Below are 19,615 nucleotides of genomic sequence, written 5' to 3'. Positions count from 1 at the left end.
AGCGCGCACCGATTGAATATCGATGCGCACTGGCAGCATAGCTTTTTTCATCTGTCTACTTGACAGGGGTAAGACCAGTGAACTGTGACCAAAATCGGCTTTTTATGTAATTTTTCCTTGCTTGGCGAATGTCAGTCTCCCCTATTTGAGGGCAATGACCTCGATCTCTACAAGAGCATCCTTCGGCAGACGGGCAACTTCAACCGCGCTGCGTGCCGGATAGGGCTGTTCGAAGAACGTGCTGTACACTTCATTCACCGGAACAAAATCATTCATGTCTTTCAGGAAAACAGTCGTTTTCACGACTTTGTCCATACTCGTGCCTGCTGCTTCGAGAATAGCCTTCACGTTGCTCAGGGACAAACGAGTCTGCTCCTGTACATCGGCACCGAATTCTCCCGTTTGCGGGTTCAAACCAAGCTGACCGGAAGTATAGATGAAATCGCCTGCTTCAACAGCCTGGCTGTATGGACCAATGGCGCCTGGCGCCTGATCGGTAGAGATTGGTTTTTTCATGGACGAGTTCTCCTTCATGTTCGCTGTCCTGCCGCCGAGAGGAGACAAGCCTCGAACTCATTTTTGAAGCTTATTATACCACGATCCAACCCCAGGCACGAAAAGAAATGTCTATCCGAAGCACTCATTCCTATAGGAGAAACCATGAACATCTCAGGACTCATCCAACCCAAGTACATGGATAACGTCATTAGAATACACATGTTTTCCCTTGGTTTGGACAAGTGCAATGTTCATCATGGCCCGGGCTATGGTGGAGGCCTGGATTGCCCGGTATTTATCCACTCTGCCTTTCATCCAGCGATCCAGAAATGTCATGACATGAGCTGCCAACTGCTCACCCAACCGTTTTTCTTTGCGATCTCCGAGGATTAACGACGGACGGAAGATATGCAGTGAACGGAAACCGATAGCCGATAACGCCTCCTCCACCTCTCCCTTTGTCCGACTATAAAATACACGTGACCCGGCATCGGCCCCCATGGAAGAAATGACGAGCATCTGGGATACACCGTGCTCTTTGGCAAGTTTGGCAGCTTTTACGGGATAGTGAAAATCCACTTGGCGGAAGTTTTCCTGACTGCCGGCTTTTTTAATCGTTGTGCCCAAGCAACAATATAAGTCATCAACATCGCGAAACAGATCCTTTTGCTCCTCAAGTCGTTCCCAGTCCACAACATGCTGCTCCAGCTTTGGATGTTCCCATTCGAGCGGGCGTCTGACCATTACACAAACCCGGCCATAAGCCGGATTCTGAAGCAAGCTGCGTACGAGCAGCCCACCCACAAGCCCAGTGGCTCCAATTACAAGGGCTTGCCGTTCGTGATTTTCCAAGTGCATCCCTCCACATATCTCTATTTCAGAAGCACACGACGCCCAAGTGTAAACGTCAGGACCAGCATCGCTGCCCCAACACCCACTTGGAATCCATAGGCGGAAACCCAGGTCAAGGCGTCCGGCCAGGTTTCCATTCTCTCATACAACCAGCCACCAATCAGCGGTCCAAGAAACGAGGTTACTCCGGTCAGAGCCGAATAAACGGCAACAAACATTGGTCTTTCGCTTTTCGGTGTATCTCCGATTGTAAAGTTGAAGGCAAGCTGGTTGAACCCTCCAACACCAATGCCGAGAAAGATATGAGATAAAAAAAGCGCTATCAAAACAGGCATAAACGACATCAATCCCCAGGACAGACAGGAGAGTGCAATGATCGGTAATGTCCAAAATAATAAGGTTTTGTTGCTGAATCTCGCGTTCAGATTGCCCCAGATATAGAATCCGGCCATCATTACAAGCGTCTGGACCACGGTGATGATGGATACCGTTTGATAATTAATGTTAAGCAGGTCAAGCATCACGTAGGAAAATAGCGGAACGATCAACGTCTGGATCAGTAACCAGGCCGCGAGGAACAGTGCAGCCTTCAGAAAGGAAGGATCCTGAAACGGCTTCTTGAACATGCGCCAGAAAACCTTTTCAGTTGAACGTTCAAATGGTACATCCGGATAAAAGAAATAAATTACCGTATTGGCGATAGCGCAAATCCACACAGGAATAAACAAGAGTAAGAAGCCCATTTCCCCGGGAAAACGGTCCAGAACGATACCTCCCGAAAATAAGCATACGCTTCCAAGTGCATTCAGAATCGTGTTTCGAATTCCGAAATAACGCCCTCTTACTTTGGCAGGAACGATGTCGCCAATCAACGAGGTCCAGATCATACCACCAATCGTATTGGCTATGAATGCAACCGTATACACACCAATATAAATACCTACCCACCATTCCTTGGGAAACAGGAAGGGAATCAGTCCCGTCGAACTCCACAGGATGCGATGTATCCCCACAAACAATATAAGCATACGTTTGCGGCTCCGAATACGCTGCATCCAGTAAGCCGCTCCAATCTGGGCGATATTAACAAAAGTCGTAATGGCGAGCACAAAGCCAATATGTCTTGACCCGGCCCCAAGGTACAGCAGAAATCCGGTTAAAAATGGGCCTCCCAGCAGCGTCTGCAAAATAATTGCCGGTACACCCTCCCATGTTGCAATAGATAAATTCATGCGTTGTGTCGAACCCTTGCGCCGTGGTTTGCCTGCAAACGGAGGAGGGTTAACGTTGACCGTCTTCTGTATGGGGATACACTCCTTAGACCGGGTTTCAAGTGCCGGTCGATGCTAGTTGTCACCCCAAATTCTACTCACAGCGTGAAGGTTGTCAACTCATTTTTTCACGGTTCAACGGGAGATTGAGGTAGAAGGTACTTCCCTTGCCCTCAGCGCTTTCAAGTTCGATCGACCCGTCCAGTAATCTCGCCAAATCCCGACTGATAGACAGGCCGAGTCCTGTCCCCCCAAATTTGCGGCTAATGGACCCGTCAGCCTGTTGGAATGCCTCAAAAATGGATTGATGTTTATCTTTAGCAATGCCAATTCCCGTATCTTGCACCGAGAAAACAATCCATTGACTCAGAAAGCCTGACTTCTTGATTTGCTTGGTGCTCACGGTGAGTGTGACCTGCCCCTGATGTGTAAACTTGATGGCATTGGACAACAGATTACGCAAAATCTGCTGGACCCGCTGGGGATCCGACCAGATGGTTTCTGGCAGCCCTGGCTTCTTCTCCAGCCGCAGCTCTACTCCCTTTTTCTCGGCAACCAGCTGGAAGTGATTCATGACATCTTCCGTAAGTTGTGCAACACTGATATCCTCCAAAATGATATCCAGTCTGCCCGCTTCCACTTTGGACAGATCGAGAATGTCATTGATTAACGCAAGCAATTCCTGACCAGAATCTTCAATCATTGCAGCAAAACGTGTGATATCCTCTTGCTCCATCGTATCACCGTTCTCGCTGATCATCTGGGCGAAGTTAATGACACTGTTCAGCGGTGTTCGCAGTTCATGCGACATATTTGCCAAAAATTCCGATTTGTACTGCGAAGCAATCATCAACTGCTTGGCACGGTCTTCCAGCACAATCTGGGCCTTTTGCAGTTCTTCTTTCTGTACAGACAATAATCGGTTCGTGCTTTGAATAAGCAAAATCCGGTTCTGCTCATTCTGGAAATCGCGCAAAATAAAAGCAAAAAGAAGACTAAGCAAAATACCCACAGGAAGGGTATACGGCATAATATGCGAGAAAAAATATGCAGCTGGGATAACGCCAACGATAGCAATGTTCACACTATTGACCACATTTACAATCAAGGTGACGATGACACCTTTAACGATCAGCCTGTAGTCACTGCGTCTCATCCATATATTCAGCCCTGCACACACCACGCCCAGAATCGACATATTAATAAGTGCAGCCACCGTAGCATCGTTGATACCAAAGGTTAACCGGGTCAGCCCAATTCCAACCCCTACGATAATAACGCTATAGGGTTGTCTATAGGTCAAAACGGCAACAATTAACGGAACGAAACGAAGGTCGAAGACCACTTCATCATTAAGCTGAAATCCAAATACAGTGCTGATCCAGCCTGCAAAAATGAACACAAACAACGAACTGATCTGTTTCACCCTTGATGAAGCACGTATTACGATGTATTTATAGAACACACTGGCAAGGTAAGCAATGGTAATTAGCATCCCCATATTTAATACGAACATTTTTGAAAATTGCATTCACTCACTCCTGTTGTCGTGTATTCATTGACAGAAAACCTGTAGTCCGTATATACATCTATCATATCATGCCCGTTCAACCTTCGACATTCCTTCGTCGTCAAAAAAATGCACAAAAATACACAAATCAGGATTCAATTTGTGCGCTGAACGTAGTAAAATATATTGTTGTTCGATTTTATTTGCTGTGATCCAGTTCCTTGCGAACATGGATGAAAGGAGAAACGGTGTTGTGCACGTGTTAAAAAGTAAATCCTACTGGCTGTCGTTAAGCTTGATGCTTTCCTTGGCTGTCTTGGGAATGTTGTATGATATTCTGAATAGTCCGGAACGCGGTTTCTCTGTGCTGTATTCCCCACTGGACCGGATTATCCCTTATGTACCTTCAATGTCCATTCCTTATCTGGGCTGGTATCCGTTTGTCTTCGGGGTGTTGGCTTATTTATGCGCCAAGGATCGGCTCACTTATTATCGCGTCCTGCTATCCATGAATATCTGTGTCTGGATCTGTTACCTGATCTATTTTAATTTCCAGACCATGGTGCCCCGTCCCGATTTAACAGGTACAGGTCTTGGTGCATCTGTTCTGGGATGGCTCTACGGTCAGGATCGTCCATATAATTGTTTTCCAAGTATTCATGCCCTTCATTCTTATCTGGTTATGCGTGCTGTTCTTTCCGTTCAGAGCATCCGCAAACACGTTAAGGTGTTTGTTGCTGCCGGGGCAGCTCTGATTATACTATCCACCTTAATGATCAAACAACATGTAATCTATGACGCCCTGGGTGCGGTCATTCTGGGTGAATGCATTTTCACAATTATCACCGGGCTTTCACTGCACCGTCGCCGCAGAAAAGAATCGAAGTGGACCGAGGGGATCAGCTGACCCCTCGCTCCGATGATTTCTGGAGATGCTGCTGCCGCCTCCACTCATCAATAAACAAAGTTGCAAAATAGGGATCCCACTGGGTCCCTTTTCCTTCTTCCAAAATAGATAGCGCTTTCTCATGGCTCATCCCATTCCGGTATGGACGATCAGACGTCATCGCATCAAAAGCATCAGCCACGGCAATGATACGGCCAAACAGCGGAATTTTTTTACCTGCGATGCCATCAGGATACCCTTTGCCATCATATCTTTCATGATGGGACCTTACACCCGGCAGGAAGTCTGCCATGGCATCAATCGGTTCAATCTGTAACAAAATACTCTCTCCAAGAACGGGATGTGTGCGAATGATGGCGAATTCCTCATCGGTGAGTTTCCCATCTTTCAATAACACTTCATCGGGTATGCCGATTTTCCCAATATCATGCAGCAGCGCTGATTTGTATAACAGATCTGCTTGTTCTTCATTCATGCCGCTCAGCTTGCCGATCATAATGGAGTACTCTGCCACCCGCATGGAATGACCGGCGGTATATTTATCCCTTGCGTCCAACGCAGCCGCCAAGGTGGAAAAATAACTTTGCAGCAACTGCCGATTGCGTTCCTGTCTCATCTCAAGCCGATTAATCATCATATTGAATCCGGAGATGAGCGTTGAAAATTCATCCGCGTACAGATCGGGGGTTCTTCTGCCGAGGTCTCCCTCCTGAATCCGATTCATCTCCTCCGTTAGCTCCGCAACCGGACCACGAACATCCCGTATCAGCAGCCAGCTACCTACAAGGGCAAAGCCCCCGCCCAGCACAACGATAAGAACTGCCCACAGAATATACTCTTTCGCAAACTCGCTATCCATATACTGAAGACGGATTGATGTAGCCAGGAAGAACAGAAATAATGGGAATAGACCGATCAGCGCTGTACTCAGCTGAAATTTACGCTGAATGGACACCAGAACACGTCCTCCGAGAGATGGCTCCATGCCATGCTGCTCTTTGCCTTGGCGGCGAACTTCCAGCAGCAGCGGTCTCACCGTCCGAACGGTCAGAAAATATTCAATCAGGGCATGCATCACAGCGATTAATAAGGCACACGCAGCTGCAACTGCGACATATCCGTACGGAAAATCCAACCATCCTGTGGAGATCATCCATAACGTCAATCCGGCTGCCGGGAGTGAAAATCCTAGCATATGCGGACCCAAAATACGATAGATGGTTTGTCCCGGAAAACGGTGAATGGTCTCATACATTTTTGTCAATTCAGCCTTTTCATGATGCTCGGCGGCAAAGAATTGCCGAATGGGGCCAAGTTGTGCCCATAGTGTAATCAATTCAGCAACAAGCATGAACAACAGTGAAATCACCACAATGATAATGAGGCGTACAAATTGAATGTTCGGTATTTGTAAGGTAGACACCATAACCACTGTACCTACCACAAAAACAGCCGCCATTGAACCGAAAAGATAATTTCGTATCAGACGAAAGATAAATGAACGGTATACTTCCACCCCAACCCCTCACTCTCTAGGTGTAACCAGTTCTCCCCATTGATAATGACAGAGGGAGATTTAAGGGTACAGTCTCCTATTTGTTATCGGTTACTCGGACTGAAAAAATTAATTCATTTCGCGAATGGAAAACCTCCGTATTGAATGAACTATAAAACGTTTAGGTAATTTATATATACTCATGCAACCACATAAAAAAGACTGCTCCCGTAGGGAACAGCCTGAAATAGAAAACATTTTTTATCCTTTAATCTTGGCAGCCAGAATCATTGTACCCCGCGGCTCATCACCCATCGCATCCGGTTCAAGCGTAATCGCGACCGTGTCGTAGTCGTTGGCTGAGTCTAGAGTATAATATACCGCTCCCGTTCCATTATGGCTCAGGAAAGTCCCTGCATTCTGAGGAGTGTCGCCCTTGATCAGCCAAACCTGAAACGCCTCGTTCCCTTCCAGAGTAGGCAAGTTCTCTGCCTGGACGACCAGGTGGGTGCCTTTGCTGTCAATGACGATGGTAGCCAATCCTTGGGCCACAATATCCTGTGTCGCCGGGCTAAGCTTGACGGCTTCGCCTGTCTGCATTCCTTGCGCGGGCTGCAGAGATGAAGCAAGCTGCTCTTGTAGCTGCGCATTCTGTGCCTGTGCCTGAGCAAGCTGCTCTTGCACAGCCGATGAGCCTGAAGCTTGCTGCTTCAGCGAATCGATCTGGCTTTGCAGCTGCCCGGCGTAGATGCCGAGCACGAGCGCCGCTGCCGCGAGGGCTGCGCTCGCTATGCGCCAGGCGCGGCTGCTGCGCGCTCGCGCGCGCCCTTGAGGCTGCCACGGCTGTGCCTGTGCAGCCTCTTCTGCCCGGGCTGCAGGCACCGCCGTCTCCGGCGGCAAGCCTTGCCCGGGCTGCGCCGCTTCTTGCTGCGGCGCAAGATCCGCCTGAAGCACCACCGGTGCTTCAGGCTCCGCAGGAGCAGCCGCCGGCTTCGTTCCGGCGCTCTCCTGCGCGTGTCCGAGCACGTTGCCCAGCACACGTGCTCGCATGCCAGGCGGCGGGGCAACAGGTTCCGCCGCGAGTGGCAGGAAGCCAGTTACTTCCTGCAATTCCCTCACCTCCTGGCGACAAGACTCGCATTGGGCCAAATGCGCTTCAAATGCTGCCACTTCCTCCGCTTCGAGTCCTCCCAGCACATACACCGGTGCCAGATCAGACCATTCCTCATGTCGTTCTATCATGGATGTATGCCCTCCCTTCCCGCGTCCGAATGCATTTCAGCATCGGCGAGCAGCTTCTGAAGCTGTCGCATCGCAAGCCTGACACGGCTCTTTACTGTACCCAGCGGAATCCCGAATCTGCTGGACACTTCCTGTTGTGTTAAGCCCGCATAATAGATCGATTCAATGACCTGTTGCTGGTCACCATTCAACTGGGACAAGGCCTCTTTGATTCGGACACCTTCCCATTTCCGCTCTATTTCTTCTTCAGTATTTGTATGTTCATCGGCAAATGCCGCCAGTGTTTCGTTCTCCACTGAGCTCGTAGCTGCGCTTTTGGATTTTCGCCTCAGCATGTCCACTGCAATGTTGCGCGTAATGGCAAACATCCATGTGGTCAGCTTCCCCTGTGAGGCCTCATATCGTTCAGCATTGTTCCAAACGCGCAGGAATAATTCCTGAACGGTCTCTTCTGCGGTCATTGGATCACCAACGATCCGATAAGCAAAAGAATACACCGCCCGCTCATAGCGGACATATAAAAGCTCCAGTGCGGAAGCATCTCGTTCCGCTATCTGCCGCATTAACCTGCTGTCCTCTATAGATTCAGTCATGCGAGGGCCCCTTTCCGTGTCATCCCTCCTATTATAACTTACGCAGAATCATTTGAAGAGGATTACCTTATTGAAGAAAAAATCTGAAATGTTTTCGCAATTGTTTTCAAAAAAAGCTTCAACCTTCCTTTTTATTGCAAAAAATTACAGCCTGTGGTATACTATTAGAGTTGGTAATTAAACAACCTCATATGATTTTCTGTCTTCTTTAAACCCCGGAATATTTTCTTCATGCTGCGACCGCAGCGAACATGCACATTAACCTATGAAGATTGAAGAACCTGAATCACAATAACCCGGTATTACAGAGTTTCACAAGATGTTCCCATTCACACTGGCGCGGTCATCGGAGCCGCAAGGACAAAAGAGAGGTAGGGCTTTTGTTGTTTTGGATGTCACTTATTCTTGAGAAGATTGAAAACATACACAAAGCACCCGGAATTGGGTTCCGGGTGTTTTTCCATGTCCATTTTTGATAAAAATGACCTGAACAGGCAAAAGGCGCCGATACAATCTCGGCGCCTTTCCTCGGAGTTGTATGGATCAACTCCCTGATTATGTTGCTGCTGCACGATTTAGATAAACATCGTTTTGGAGATAATGACCAGCAGGATGAACAGTACGAGAATGGTACCCATGGATCCCCAGCTTCCCCCGGCATGCCCATAAGAGGTTCCACAACCCTGATGACACCCATGCAGCATTGGAGCATGATTAGCATTATGAGCGTATCCGTAGCCATACCCCATTGGCATTGTTCCGTAACCATACCCGTATCCATGCATTTCATGCCCCATGTAGCCTTGCATGTGCTCATAGCCTCCCATGTACCCGTATACGTGTCCCTGTCCGTTCGGTGAATTCGGTTTTACTTCGCTCATTGTTCATTCCTCCTTAACATTTGCCTACACCCCTAAGCTATGTATTCGCCCTACCTCTGGACCGGGCTATGGCCCTACTTTGACAAAATGGGCGTTCTACTATTCATGTAGGCTTGTCCTCAAGTTAAAAAAAACCCCGCCAGTTACCTGGCGGAGTTCAAACCTATTATACCCAGAAAGATTTAGTGATGATAACGAGAAGAATGAACAGAACCAAGATTGCACCAGTTGATGTCCAGCCGCCGTATCCACATCCTACGCCTCCGACTTCGCTCATAGGAAACCCTCCTTTACTAAAGTATTAGGGTCCAAAAAGTCTATTAGATCAGGAATGCTTTAGAAATGATAACCAACAAAATGAAGAGAACCAAAATGGCACCAGTCGATGTCCATGCGCCACCAACACCGTAGCCTACTCCTACTCCTCCAACAGCTCCACTCATTGAAAACCCTCCTTTTATTTGAGGTACAGTTCACTATATGCAAAAATCATGCAGTAGATCGGGCTATGATTAAAATTGGGCAGGTTCACCCTGAAGACGGAACACTGTCTTTCTCTTTATACAGATGGAATGCCAAAAAACTGCAAGCCCCCAACGGAGACTTACAGTATGTTAGATAAAACGATTGCACTTCTATTACTGATAAAGACTTCCTTCCCTCAGTTTGGCCGTGCCTGACGGGAGGCCAGTTTGTCTTGAACAGATTGCAGCTTCTGCACACTGGAGGCATCCGGTTTGTCCCGACGATCGTCAATCTTGACGGAGGTGGAGACTCGCTGAGCTCCCGATAGGAATGGAGCTTCGTGCAAAGCCGCAATCGCTGTAAAGACCTCATCGAGCGGACCTTCGATAATGGTACTCATGGAGGTCAAATGATATGTAATGCCCCGCTGATTTTCCAATACTTTCTGCATGTCCGCCACATAACTGCTCAAGCTGGTCGTCCCGGTGCCAATTGGAATTACGGTCACCTCTGCTATTGCCATTTTACTCCGCCTCCTCTGGACCCCGTAAGTTACCGGTGCCACTCATTTTTAGTCGATTTCTGCCTGTTTTTATTCTACCAGTTGAAGGAGCCACAATTCAAACTGACGTGAAAACGTCATCCGATTTGGCCAAAAATTTTTTTTGATAAATCTTCAAATCTTCCAGTCCTTTTCCTTTGCGGAATCCCGGCTTAAATGGTATACTCGGAATTACGTTTCACTGTGTTAACCCTGTTTACAAACACTATATGTTGGGTTACAGTATGATAACAGCAACAAAATGTAGTGAAATTGAATTACCCCACTTCTATTAGTCATCTTCTGAAATCTCGCGAAAAACAGGATGAAACCACCTCCAAAGGCACGTCCCTGTAGGTGTAAATCGCTTTCTCGAAACAGACTTGACTCGGAGGTTAACGGGGCTATTTGGACTGCACCGGTATCCTCAAATTAAAGGTGCGTCAGCGATAGACAAAAGATTACATAAGCACCCTTTTCTGTCTTTTTCAGATCATTAAAGACAGCAAGGAACTCAGGGCATCTAAGGGCATTTTCAGCCACTAGGCAGAGGGAATGCTTTTTATGTGACCATGTTCTGCGTGCTGCTCCGATGTCGCAAGATGGCAAGACGTCCTATTACCGCCGCTCAGTCCGCAATATGCAGCTTATATCTTTATCTCACCGTAAGAAGACACTCAATTCTTTATATAAAGAATTTCTCCAATTTATCTCTTAAACATGCGAAAGCGAGGAATATTCATGCCACAAGTTGTGACCAAGCCGAACAACCGCCAGCTTGCCTTTGATGATATGCGCATCTCGGTATATGCAGATCGTATTCTGGAAGGACTGGACATGCTGGACAAGGAACGTCTGGTACGCGGGGTAAACAGCAAGCTCCGTCGTGACGAAGTTACCGGAGACGAGATCAGCAACGCTTTTATGATGAGCGCACTGGAACTGGTAACGAAGGAAGAGCCTAACTGGAAATTTGCAGCGGCACGCTCCCTTCTGACTTCCCTTTACAAGAAAGCGGCCACCAACCGCAGATACAAATCTTACCCGGAAGAGCCTTACGGCGCTTTCCACCCGCTTCTTGTAGATCTTGTGAAGAAAGGTATCTACCGCGAAGAACTGCTGGAATGTTACACCAAAGAGCAGATCGACGAACTTGCTGAATGCATCGACTACCGCAACGATCTATTGTTCGACTACATCGGCTTGCTCACACTGGCAGAACGTTACCTTGCTCACGATTTTGACGGAAAAGTCATGGAATTGCCTCAAGAGCGTTACATGGTTATCGCGATGTACCTGATGCACCAGGAGCCTGCGGAGAGACGTATGGATCTCGTTAAGGAAGCTTACTGGGCAATGAGCAACATGTACATGACAGCAGCTACACCTACGATGTCCAATGCGGGCAAAAAAGTGGCCGGACAACTCTCCAGCTGCTTCATTGATACCGTGGATGATTCCCTTGAGGGCATCTTCGATTCCAACACTGATGTAGCGCGTCTCAGCAAAATGGGCGGCGGCATCGGCGTTTACCTCGGTAAAGTCAGAGCTCGCGGTTCGGACATCCGGGGTCACAAAAATACAAGCTCTGGCGTAATCCCTTGGATTCGCCAACTAAATAATACTGCGGTCAGCGTAGACCAGCTTGGAACACGTAAAGGTGCGATCGCCGTTTATCTGGACGTTTTCCACAAAGACATCTTGGCCTTCCTCGATCTGAAGCTGAACAATGGTGACGAGCGGATGCGTGCGCATGACGTATTCCACGGCATTTGCCTGCCTGACCTGTTCATGGAGCGAGTAGCCAGCCGCGGCGAATGGAGCCTGTTCTGCCCGCATGAAACGAAAAAAGTGATGGGCTGGAAAGACGAGAACGGTCGTCCGCTCGGACTGGAAGATTTCTATGATGAGTCCGTAGGCGAAGGCGCGTTCCGTCAGAAATATGAGGAAGCGGTGAACCACCCGCTGCTGTCCCGGATCACGGTTCAGGCGATTGACATCATGAAACGTGTCATGAAATCCCAACTGGAAACGGGTACGCCTTACATGTTCTACCGGGATACCGTCAACCGTTCGAACCCGAACAGTGCACACGGCATGGTGTATTCCTCCAACCTTTGTACCGAAATCATGCAGAACCAATCTGCAACGGTAGTTGAAAAGGAAGAGCTCGTAACCAAAGATGGACAAACCCGCATCGTGATTTCCAAAGTGCCGGGCGATTTCGTAGTCTGCAACCTGAACTCCATTCACTTGGCACGTGCCGTGCCTCATAATGTATTGGAGCGTCTGGTACCGATTCAGGTTCGTATGCTGGACAACGTAATCGACATCAACAACATTGAAGTGCTGCAAGCCCAATACACCAACAGTCAATACCGTGCGGTTGGTCTGGGAACATTCGGACTCCATCACCTGCTTGCTCTCGAAGGCATTCGTTGGGAATCGGAAGAAGCAGTCACATATAACGATAATCTGTATGAAAAAATTAACTATCTGCTCGTGAAAGCCAGCATGGAGCTGTCCAAGGAAAAAGGACATTATCCGAAATTCCAAGGTTCCGATTGGCAAACAGGCAAATACTTCGACCAACGGGATTACACGTCAGGTGAGCGCGTAGGCGAATTCGTTACAACTGAACAATGGAAAGAACTGCAATCCCAAGTACAGCAAAATGGTGTACGTAACGCCTGGTTGTTCGCCATTGCACCAAATGGTTCAACGTCCATCATTGCCGGTTCAACAGCCAGCATTGATCCGCTTTACGAACTGTTGTCCTATGAAGAGAAAACGACATACAAGATTGCCAACCCGGCACCTGACCTGTCCGAAAAAACGATCTGGTACTACAAAACAGCGTTCATGGTGGATCAACATGCTTCCATCAATATGGCGGCTGCCCGTCAACGCCACGTCGATCAGGGTCAAAGTTTCAATCTGTATGTTCGTCCGGATATCAAAGCAACGGAATTCCTGGAACTGCACCTGCACGCCTGGAGAGCCGGCATCAAATCAACTTATTATGTCCGCAGTCGGGCATTGACTATTGAAGAATGCGATTCTTGCGCAAGCTAATGTTTATCGTGATGCTGAAAGCTCACTAGATCTACGATGACTACCAGGGCATCCTGTTTTGAATGCAAAATGGCGTTGCCCTGGTACTTTTTTGCCCAAAACACGATCACAACATCATGAGATGTTGATATAGATGCCACATTACTGCCTAATATATAAGTTGAAATATTATTACAGTGTAAATTCATTCAAGGAGTGAACGGATTATGCAATTGCAGAAAATTTTCAATACCGAAGCGCCTAACCAGTCTACCCGTATTATTGAAGGGGAATGCTCAGGCATTCTGAACTGGAACGATATTCGTATGCCTCATATGTACAAGCTGTACAAAGTACTGCTGCTCAATCACTGGATCGCGGATGAAATTCCGATGTCCAAGGACGCTTCCCAATTTGCCCAATTGGACCCGGAAGAACAGCGTACATTTAAAGTAAATATCTCCCTGCTCGCTGTACTGGACTCCATGCAAACGATGTTTGTAGGTGACGTGAAACGTTATTTCACTGATTCATCGCTCGAAGCGATCTCGGCAATTATCGGACAACAGGAAGTTGTACACAACCAATCCTACTCCTACGTCCTGTCCTCCATCGTATCTGATCGGGAGCAAAAGGAAATTTTTGAATACTGGAAACATGATCCGGTGCTGCTTGACCGTAACCGGTTTATCGCCGACATCTACCAAACCTTCCGGGATAATCCGTCTCCACAGACGTTCTTCCAGGCCATGGTAGCTGATTTGGTACTTGAAGGGATCTTCTTCTATAGTACATTTGCCTTCTTCTACAATCTGGCCCGTGACCAGAAAATGATGGCAACCAGCCAAATGATCTCTTATATTCAGCGCGATGAGAACCAACACTGCTACTTCTTCGCTGAAGTGTACAAACAGCTGCTGGTCGATTTCCCTGAACTGAACACTCCAGAAAATATGGACTATGTATACAAAACGATCAACCGTGCCGTTGAACTCGAAACCAACTGGGCACATTACACCCTCAGCAACGTACGCGGCATTGACTTGAACGAGTTGGAAGACTACATCAAGTATATTGCTAACAAACGTTTGCGCCTGATGGGTATGGAAAAAGCGTACGAAGGCGTGGATGTGAACTGCATGCCTTGGATCAAACCTTTCTCCGATGAAGCGCTGAATGCTACGAAAACAGACTTCTTCGAAGCCAAGTCCCGTAACTACGGCAAAGTCGGCGACGATAACGGATTTGACGATCTGTAAGCTGGACGGATCTGTAAGCTGATGGATCAGTGAACACAACCTAAAATAAATACTCAACACTCCCCTTCTTGGAATGCTTAATGGCTTTCTGCTTGTGGGAGTGTTTTTTCTATACGCCTGGATATTAAAACCATCCATCCCGCTAGCTTGTAAGTTATAATGGAAAAAGGTTCACATTCCCCTGTCGAAATGAGGCATAGTGATGGCAAATGAACTGCTGGAACAACTGAACAACTGGCATGAACAGGACGAGTTCGGTCTTATTATTGAACGTATTCAGGATATTCCTGAAGTGGACCGGGATTATGAGCTCATTGGTCAACTAGCCAGAGCGTATAACAATAAAGGACGTTACCGTGAGGCTGCCCAACAGTTACTAGCCGTGAATGAGCAAGGAACAAGCGACCCTCTCTGGCAGTACCGTTTGGGTTACGCTTATTATCATATCGCCAAGTATGAACAGGCGCTCCATGCGTTTGAGATGGCTAATGAGCTCTTGCCCCATGACGAATCAACCAACGAATTTCTCGAATGGACAAGGCCCAAAGCTGAAAAAATGCAGCAGGACCGACTGCGTCACCAAGAGGTATTGTTGGAATTGGAGCACAGCGGCAGGCTAAATCATCTTAGAGCCGCTTCCGGGTCCTACGATCCGGCTTCCTTCTGGGAACAGAGTGAATATGCGTTAGAAAGTTATGTATCTCCACCTTTTGACGAGGAATTAATTCAATCCATTGAACAGGAGCTAGGCTACCAATTACCTGCCTCCTATATCCAGTTAATGAACATACAGAATGGCGGAATCCCTGCACACACCGTTTTCCCAACCAATGAAGCCACTTCATGGGCTGAGGACCATATCGCCATTACGGGGATTATGGGTATTGGGCGGGACAAATCGAATTCACTAGCCGGAGAACTTGGAAGTCGATTCATGATTGAAGATTGGGGATATCCTGATCTCGGTATCGTCATCTGTGATTGCCCTTCTGCCGGACACGATGTGGTGATGCTGGATTATCGATTCTGTGGCCCGGAAGGCGAACCTGCTGTGGTTCATGTGGATCAGGAAGACGATTATGAGATTACATATCTGGCGCCTAATTTTGAAACTTTTATTCGCGGACTGGTTGATGCAGATACATTTGACCTGTCAGGTGAAGAGGACGAAGACTGAAATTGCAGGAGGGGCTTATGACAACCCGTATCTATTTTGGCTCCAATAAACTTGGTGAGATTGAGGAAGCATCGTTGCAAAAGGCGCTTCTTGATTTCAATCTGGGAACGCTTATAGATTATAAGCGAACTGATGAAGGGGTGATGGGTCAGACACTTCTTATTCGCTCTTCAGAGGGAGAATATATTCTGAAAGGTAACCCATTATATGCAGGACAACTCCAGGAAGAGCAATTTTTCGTAGAACAGCTCATCAAGCACACCAATATTCCTGTACCTAATCCATATTTGCTGCATGAAGATACCGACATGCTGGGCTGGAGTTATGCTATCATGCCCCGTTTACCCGGACTACACCTGCATGACCCGCTATTACAGGCCTCCCTGTCACAGGAGGATCAGGCGAATATCGCTACGATGCTTGCCCATTCCTTAGCAGAACTGCACCGTTGGAAAGTCCCGGACGCCGGAGAGTATGATCCTGTAGCGAAGCAAATCGTTCCCTTTGCGGGCAAATATCTGGACTGGTTGTATGGAACTATCCACCACTGGCTGCAGGATGCCGCAAAATACTCTGTGATTACAGATGAAGATATACAGTGGTTGGACGAGCAATTAAACACTGCTGAATCTGCATTCCAATCGATGCCTGTTCCCGGATTTGTGATGGGAGATTTTAAAGTGGAGAACTTCCTGATTCACAAACGAGATGATCTTGGATCAGAATGGCAGATTAGTGGTCTGTTTGATTTTACGACCGCCTATTTTGGAGACGGCACAGCTGACCTAACCAAAATGACAGCCATGTATATCCGTGAAGGCCAACCCGAGCTTGCCAAACGATTCCTTCAAGGGTACCGGGAACTTGTCTGTACAGCGGATTCAGAGCGATACCAACGCTTCGCTGCACGGCTTAGGGTGCATCTGCTCTATCAGCGCATTTTGTTGTGGGGTGAATGCAAAGCAACAGGCCGAGTGACCTGGGCAGCGGATATGCCTTTTGCACATTGGGCGGAGCAGTACATGGATGCGGTTATTGCTTTGCTGGATTAGTACACCAAAAAACCGCCAGAAAGATGAAGATATCTATCCTTCTGGCGGTTTTCTAAAATATGAATCTATATTTAAATAGATAATACGCTCATATGCATTACGGTTGTGCCACCGGTGCTTCCTGATGTTTCTGCAAAAACTCCAGCATCCGCCGATAAACGAGAATCTCATTCGTTTTTCTGGAGAAGCCATGGCCTTCATCATCTAGAACGATGTATTCCACGTCTACCCCTTTCCCCTGCAACGCTGCTACGATCTGATCCGATTCCGCCTTCACGACCCTTGGATCATTGGCCCCCTGAATGACCAGCATCGGGTTCACCATTTGGTCCAGATACGTAATCGGCGAATCCTTCGTTAAACGTTCGCGGTCACGGACCGGATCACCCAGCCAGTTGTCCATCATTGGCTTCCAGTCCTCCGGCACGGATTCCAGGAAGGTAAACAGGTTGCTTGGTCCAAAAATATCGACCGCAGCCCGGAATAATTCGGGGTGTCGTCCTGCCAGAAGCAAGGTCATATACCCGCCGTAACTGCCTCCCACCACGAACAGACGATCCGGTGACGAGATACCCTCGTCAAACAGCCAGTTTATACCGGCAACACAGTCCAGCCTTGGGCCCTCGCCCCAATCTCTCTCAACCATTTTGACAAATTCGGCGCCATATCCCGTGCTTCCCCGGAAATTGGGTGCAAAAATATGATAGCCCTGCGCCAGCATCAATTGGAACATTGGGCGGAAGAATTTCGCTTCCGATGCCTGCGGCCCGCCATGCGGCCAAAATACCGTGTAGCCATTCGCCTGCTCCGGCTTCGCCTTGAAGAAGAGTGCTTCGATCTCCAGTCCGTCGTAGGAGTTATATCGAATAACATCCGGGTAGACGAGATCGCTTGGATCAAGCCCTGTTACCCGATTGGCAGTCAACGGCTCCCATGACTCACTGCCTGACATTAACCGATAGATATTATGCGGCTGGACGGCTCCACGCCCCGAAATATACACATTGCCGGCCTTGGTAACCGTTACATGTTCTACGGTATCCAGTGGCATGTCCACACGCCGAGGCTGCTCCGAATCTTTGTCCAGCGCGTACATCCGATTCTCGGGACCTGTAAACGTCCAGAAGTATAACGTCTCTGAATCCTTGTGCCAGCGGATGATCTCCACGTCCTCGCCTTCCATTTTGCACAAAGGACGAAATTCATGAGTGTCCAGTCTGTATTCAGCCACATAGGAGTAAGGTTCGTTATCATTCGTAATCATCAGAAGCCGTTTATTGTCTGCAAACAGGACATATGGGACCTGACTCTGCCGCTCGGAGACCGGAATAATGGATTCTGACTCACCGTTCCGATACACGTATGCTGTCTGGTAGGTATTGGAGTATACATTCAGGATTACGTAAGCTTGTTCATCCGAACTCACAGCAACCAGATTGCTGGTAACCGCTTCCCCCTGATGCAGAAGCTCATCTTCTCCCGTTTCCAGGTTAATCCGGCGTGAATTGAGATAGTTCGGGTTATCCCTGCTTGTCATATAATAAAGACGCTGTCCATCCTCGGACAGATGAGAGAAATAACAACGATCATTGGGCTCTGCCGGAACAACAGGAAATGGAACTCCACCTTCCGGTTGAAGTGCATACAGATGATAATTCTCATCACCATCCCGATCAAACGCGGTGAGAATATGACGTCCTTCCGGGTCTGGTTTGATAAACTGGCTGCTCTGATTCAAATACGTCAAAGGATACGGGTAGCCACCCGGCAGATCCATAGCCCAGATATTGGGCTGACCATTCAGATTGCTGTCAAAAAACAAACGCTTCTCGTCGGCCGATACGGCAAAATGGGAAATGCGATACGTCTGGAAATACTGTTCTACATCCGGTTTGGGAAACTGAATCATGACAAACCTCCTTAAGTATGAATGAAGTATCAAGCAGTGGTAAATTAAGGGTATATTTGTCCATATTATATGTACATCCATTGTTTGTACAATAGATATGTAAGCTATTTCCTATTTAAAATTCAAATTCAAGACATCCATCGGATGGAAGGATCTATTTCACCTTCCAAACATAGCGCCGCAATATACCCCCTGCCCACCTCCAGCTCCCGAAGCATAAAGGATCGCCCCTCGCGCTCGACCAGACTCTTCTCAGCAAAATGTTTACCCATCGTATTTAACGTTCTCCATTGCCCGCATAGGGCTTGACCAGAGGCTTTAATCCAGGCCTCCTTGCGTGTAAGCATCTCCCACAACATACGGGAACGCTCTTGCCCTTTTCGCACGCCATTCAGAATATAACCCTGCTCTTCCGCGGTGAGAAATCGGTTAATGATGGCTTGCTGACGCAGCAGTGGACGCACCCATTCCACATCTACGCCAAGCTCAGCGACACTGGACATAACTGCCAGGACACACAACCCCTTCGTATGTGATAGACTGAACCGCGGCCCGCCCTGAACATATGGCTTTCCGGAGATGCCATAATTGAATTGAATATCCCGTGCTTGCAGCTGCATGTATTGTGCCAGTACACTTCGCAAGAAAAGCCTTGAAGACATCCAGCCTTGAGCCTTAAGCAAGGAGGATTTCCCGATTCTGGACACCCGCTGCTGTTCCTCTGAAGTAAGCATGGTTTGATCCATCATCACGGCTAACTGCACCTGATCCTCGCTTATAGGAAGAGCTTGCTTCCAGAGATGAATCTCCGTTTTTCCGGTATTCAGCATGAACCTGTCCCTCCTATAACTTCACTACTCCTCCGTTGTTACGAAACGTTGTCCTCTGCGACATCAAGAAATCTTCGAT

18 protein-coding genes are annotated in these 19,615 nt (G+C 47.9%); 5 read left to right on the top strand and 13 right to left on the bottom strand.

Annotated features, from left to right (window positions below; all coding sequences use genetic code 11):
* Positions 1-141: 141 nt before the first annotated feature.
* The 4 genes from QP794_RS23365 to QP794_RS23350 form a co-directional block, all read right to left on the bottom strand.
* A complete protein-coding gene (locus tag QP794_RS23365; protein ID WP_024632179.1) occupies positions 142-516 on the bottom strand; it encodes a RidA family protein in 375 nt (124 codons plus the stop codon).
* Between the two features lie 153 nt (positions 517-669).
* The gene (locus QP794_RS23360) at positions 670-1,350 is read right to left on the bottom strand and encodes an oxidoreductase (RefSeq protein WP_285079115.1); all 681 of its coding nucleotides are present in this window, start codon (positions 1,348-1,350) and stop codon (positions 670-672) included.
* Positions 1,351-1,370: 20 nt separating this feature from the next.
* On the bottom strand, positions 1,371-2,582 hold the full coding sequence (locus tag QP794_RS23355; RefSeq protein ID WP_285079114.1) for an MFS transporter: 1,212 nt from the start codon (positions 2,580-2,582) through the stop codon (positions 1,371-1,373).
* 154 nt (positions 2,583-2,736) lie between these two features.
* Complete coding sequence (locus QP794_RS23350) at positions 2,737-4,152, bottom strand: sensor histidine kinase (RefSeq protein ID WP_285079113.1); 1,416 nt, start codon at positions 4,150-4,152, stop codon at positions 2,737-2,739.
* Between the two features lie 232 nt (positions 4,153-4,384).
* On the opposite strand from QP794_RS23350, the gene QP794_RS23345 reads away from it, so the two are divergent.
* Positions 4,385-5,038 (top strand): phosphatase PAP2 family protein, encoded by a 654-nt coding sequence (locus QP794_RS23345; protein WP_285079112.1) that lies wholly within the window; start codon positions 4,385-4,387, stop codon positions 5,036-5,038.
* Here the strand turns inward: QP794_RS23345 and QP794_RS23340 are convergent.
* The 7 genes from QP794_RS23340 to QP794_RS23310 form a co-directional block, all read right to left on the bottom strand.
* Positions 5,031-6,554, bottom strand: coding sequence for an HD domain-containing phosphohydrolase (locus QP794_RS23340; RefSeq protein ID WP_285079111.1), 1,524 nt, complete (start codon positions 6,552-6,554; stop codon positions 5,031-5,033). The two genes, QP794_RS23345 and QP794_RS23340, sit on opposite strands and share 8 nt — an antisense overlap.
* A gap of 240 nt (positions 6,555-6,794) precedes the next feature.
* Positions 6,795-7,775, bottom strand: coding sequence for an anti-sigma factor domain-containing protein (locus tag QP794_RS23335; protein ID WP_285079110.1), 981 nt, complete (start codon positions 7,773-7,775; stop codon positions 6,795-6,797).
* Entirely contained in the window at positions 7,772-8,368 is a 597-nt protein-coding gene (locus tag QP794_RS23330) for an RNA polymerase sigma factor (protein WP_285079109.1), read from the bottom strand. Before QP794_RS23330 ends, QP794_RS23335 begins: the two co-directional genes overlap by 4 nt.
* 575 nt (positions 8,369-8,943) lie before the next feature.
* On the bottom strand, positions 8,944-9,249 hold the full coding sequence (locus QP794_RS33365; RefSeq protein ID WP_435874183.1) for a hypothetical protein: 306 nt from the start codon (positions 9,247-9,249) through the stop codon (positions 8,944-8,946).
* A gap of 166 nt (positions 9,250-9,415) precedes the next feature.
* Positions 9,416-9,526: a YjcZ family sporulation protein gene (locus tag QP794_RS23320; RefSeq protein WP_218671907.1), complete on the bottom strand. Its 111-nt coding sequence runs from the start codon at positions 9,524-9,526 to the stop codon at positions 9,416-9,418.
* A 43-nt stretch (positions 9,527-9,569) separates the two neighbouring features.
* Positions 9,570-9,692, bottom strand: coding sequence for a YjcZ family sporulation protein (locus QP794_RS23315; protein WP_285079108.1), 123 nt, complete (start codon positions 9,690-9,692; stop codon positions 9,570-9,572).
* 218 nt (positions 9,693-9,910) lie between these two features.
* On the bottom strand, positions 9,911-10,237 hold the full coding sequence (locus QP794_RS23310) for an MTH1187 family thiamine-binding protein (RefSeq protein WP_285079107.1): 327 nt from the start codon (positions 10,235-10,237) through the stop codon (positions 9,911-9,913).
* A 759-nt stretch (positions 10,238-10,996) separates the two neighbouring features.
* On the opposite strand from QP794_RS23310, the gene QP794_RS23305 reads away from it, so the two are divergent.
* The 4 genes from QP794_RS23305 (at position 10,997) to QP794_RS23290 (ending at position 16,797) form a co-directional block, all read left to right on the top strand.
* Complete coding sequence (locus tag QP794_RS23305) at positions 10,997-13,330, top strand: ribonucleoside-diphosphate reductase subunit alpha (protein ID WP_285079106.1); 2,334 nt, start codon at positions 10,997-10,999, stop codon at positions 13,328-13,330.
* Positions 13,331-13,536: 206 nt separating this feature from the next.
* Positions 13,537-14,568: a ribonucleotide-diphosphate reductase subunit beta gene (locus QP794_RS23300; RefSeq protein ID WP_024632189.1), complete on the top strand. Its 1,032-nt coding sequence runs from the start codon at positions 13,537-13,539 to the stop codon at positions 14,566-14,568.
* A gap of 202 nt (positions 14,569-14,770) precedes the next feature.
* Positions 14,771-15,745: an SMI1/KNR4 family protein gene (locus QP794_RS23295; protein WP_285079105.1), complete on the top strand. Its 975-nt coding sequence runs from the start codon at positions 14,771-14,773 to the stop codon at positions 15,743-15,745.
* A 17-nt stretch (positions 15,746-15,762) separates the two neighbouring features.
* A complete protein-coding gene (locus tag QP794_RS23290; protein WP_285079104.1) occupies positions 15,763-16,797 on the top strand; it encodes a phosphotransferase family protein in 1,035 nt (344 codons plus the stop codon).
* 97 nt (positions 16,798-16,894) lie between these two features.
* Here QP794_RS23290 and QP794_RS23285 read toward each other — a convergent pair whose 3' ends face one another.
* Both QP794_RS23285 and QP794_RS23280 read right to left on the bottom strand, forming a co-directional pair.
* Positions 16,895-18,706, bottom strand: a complete 1,812-nt coding sequence (locus QP794_RS23285) for a S9 family peptidase (RefSeq protein ID WP_285079103.1) — start codon at positions 18,704-18,706, stop codon at positions 16,895-16,897.
* A gap of 128 nt (positions 18,707-18,834) precedes the next feature.
* A complete protein-coding gene (locus QP794_RS23280) occupies positions 18,835-19,536 on the bottom strand; it encodes a 4'-phosphopantetheinyl transferase family protein (RefSeq protein ID WP_285079101.1) in 702 nt (233 codons plus the stop codon).
* Positions 19,537-19,615: the final 79 nt, after the last annotated feature.

This window comes from Paenibacillus sp. UMB7766-LJ446 (assembly GCF_030226665.1).
Lineage (GTDB): Bacteria > Bacillota > Bacilli > Paenibacillales > Paenibacillaceae > Paenibacillus > Paenibacillus vandeheii.
Note: the sequence above shows the minus strand (reverse complement) of the source record. Positions and strands in the feature narration are given on the sequence as shown.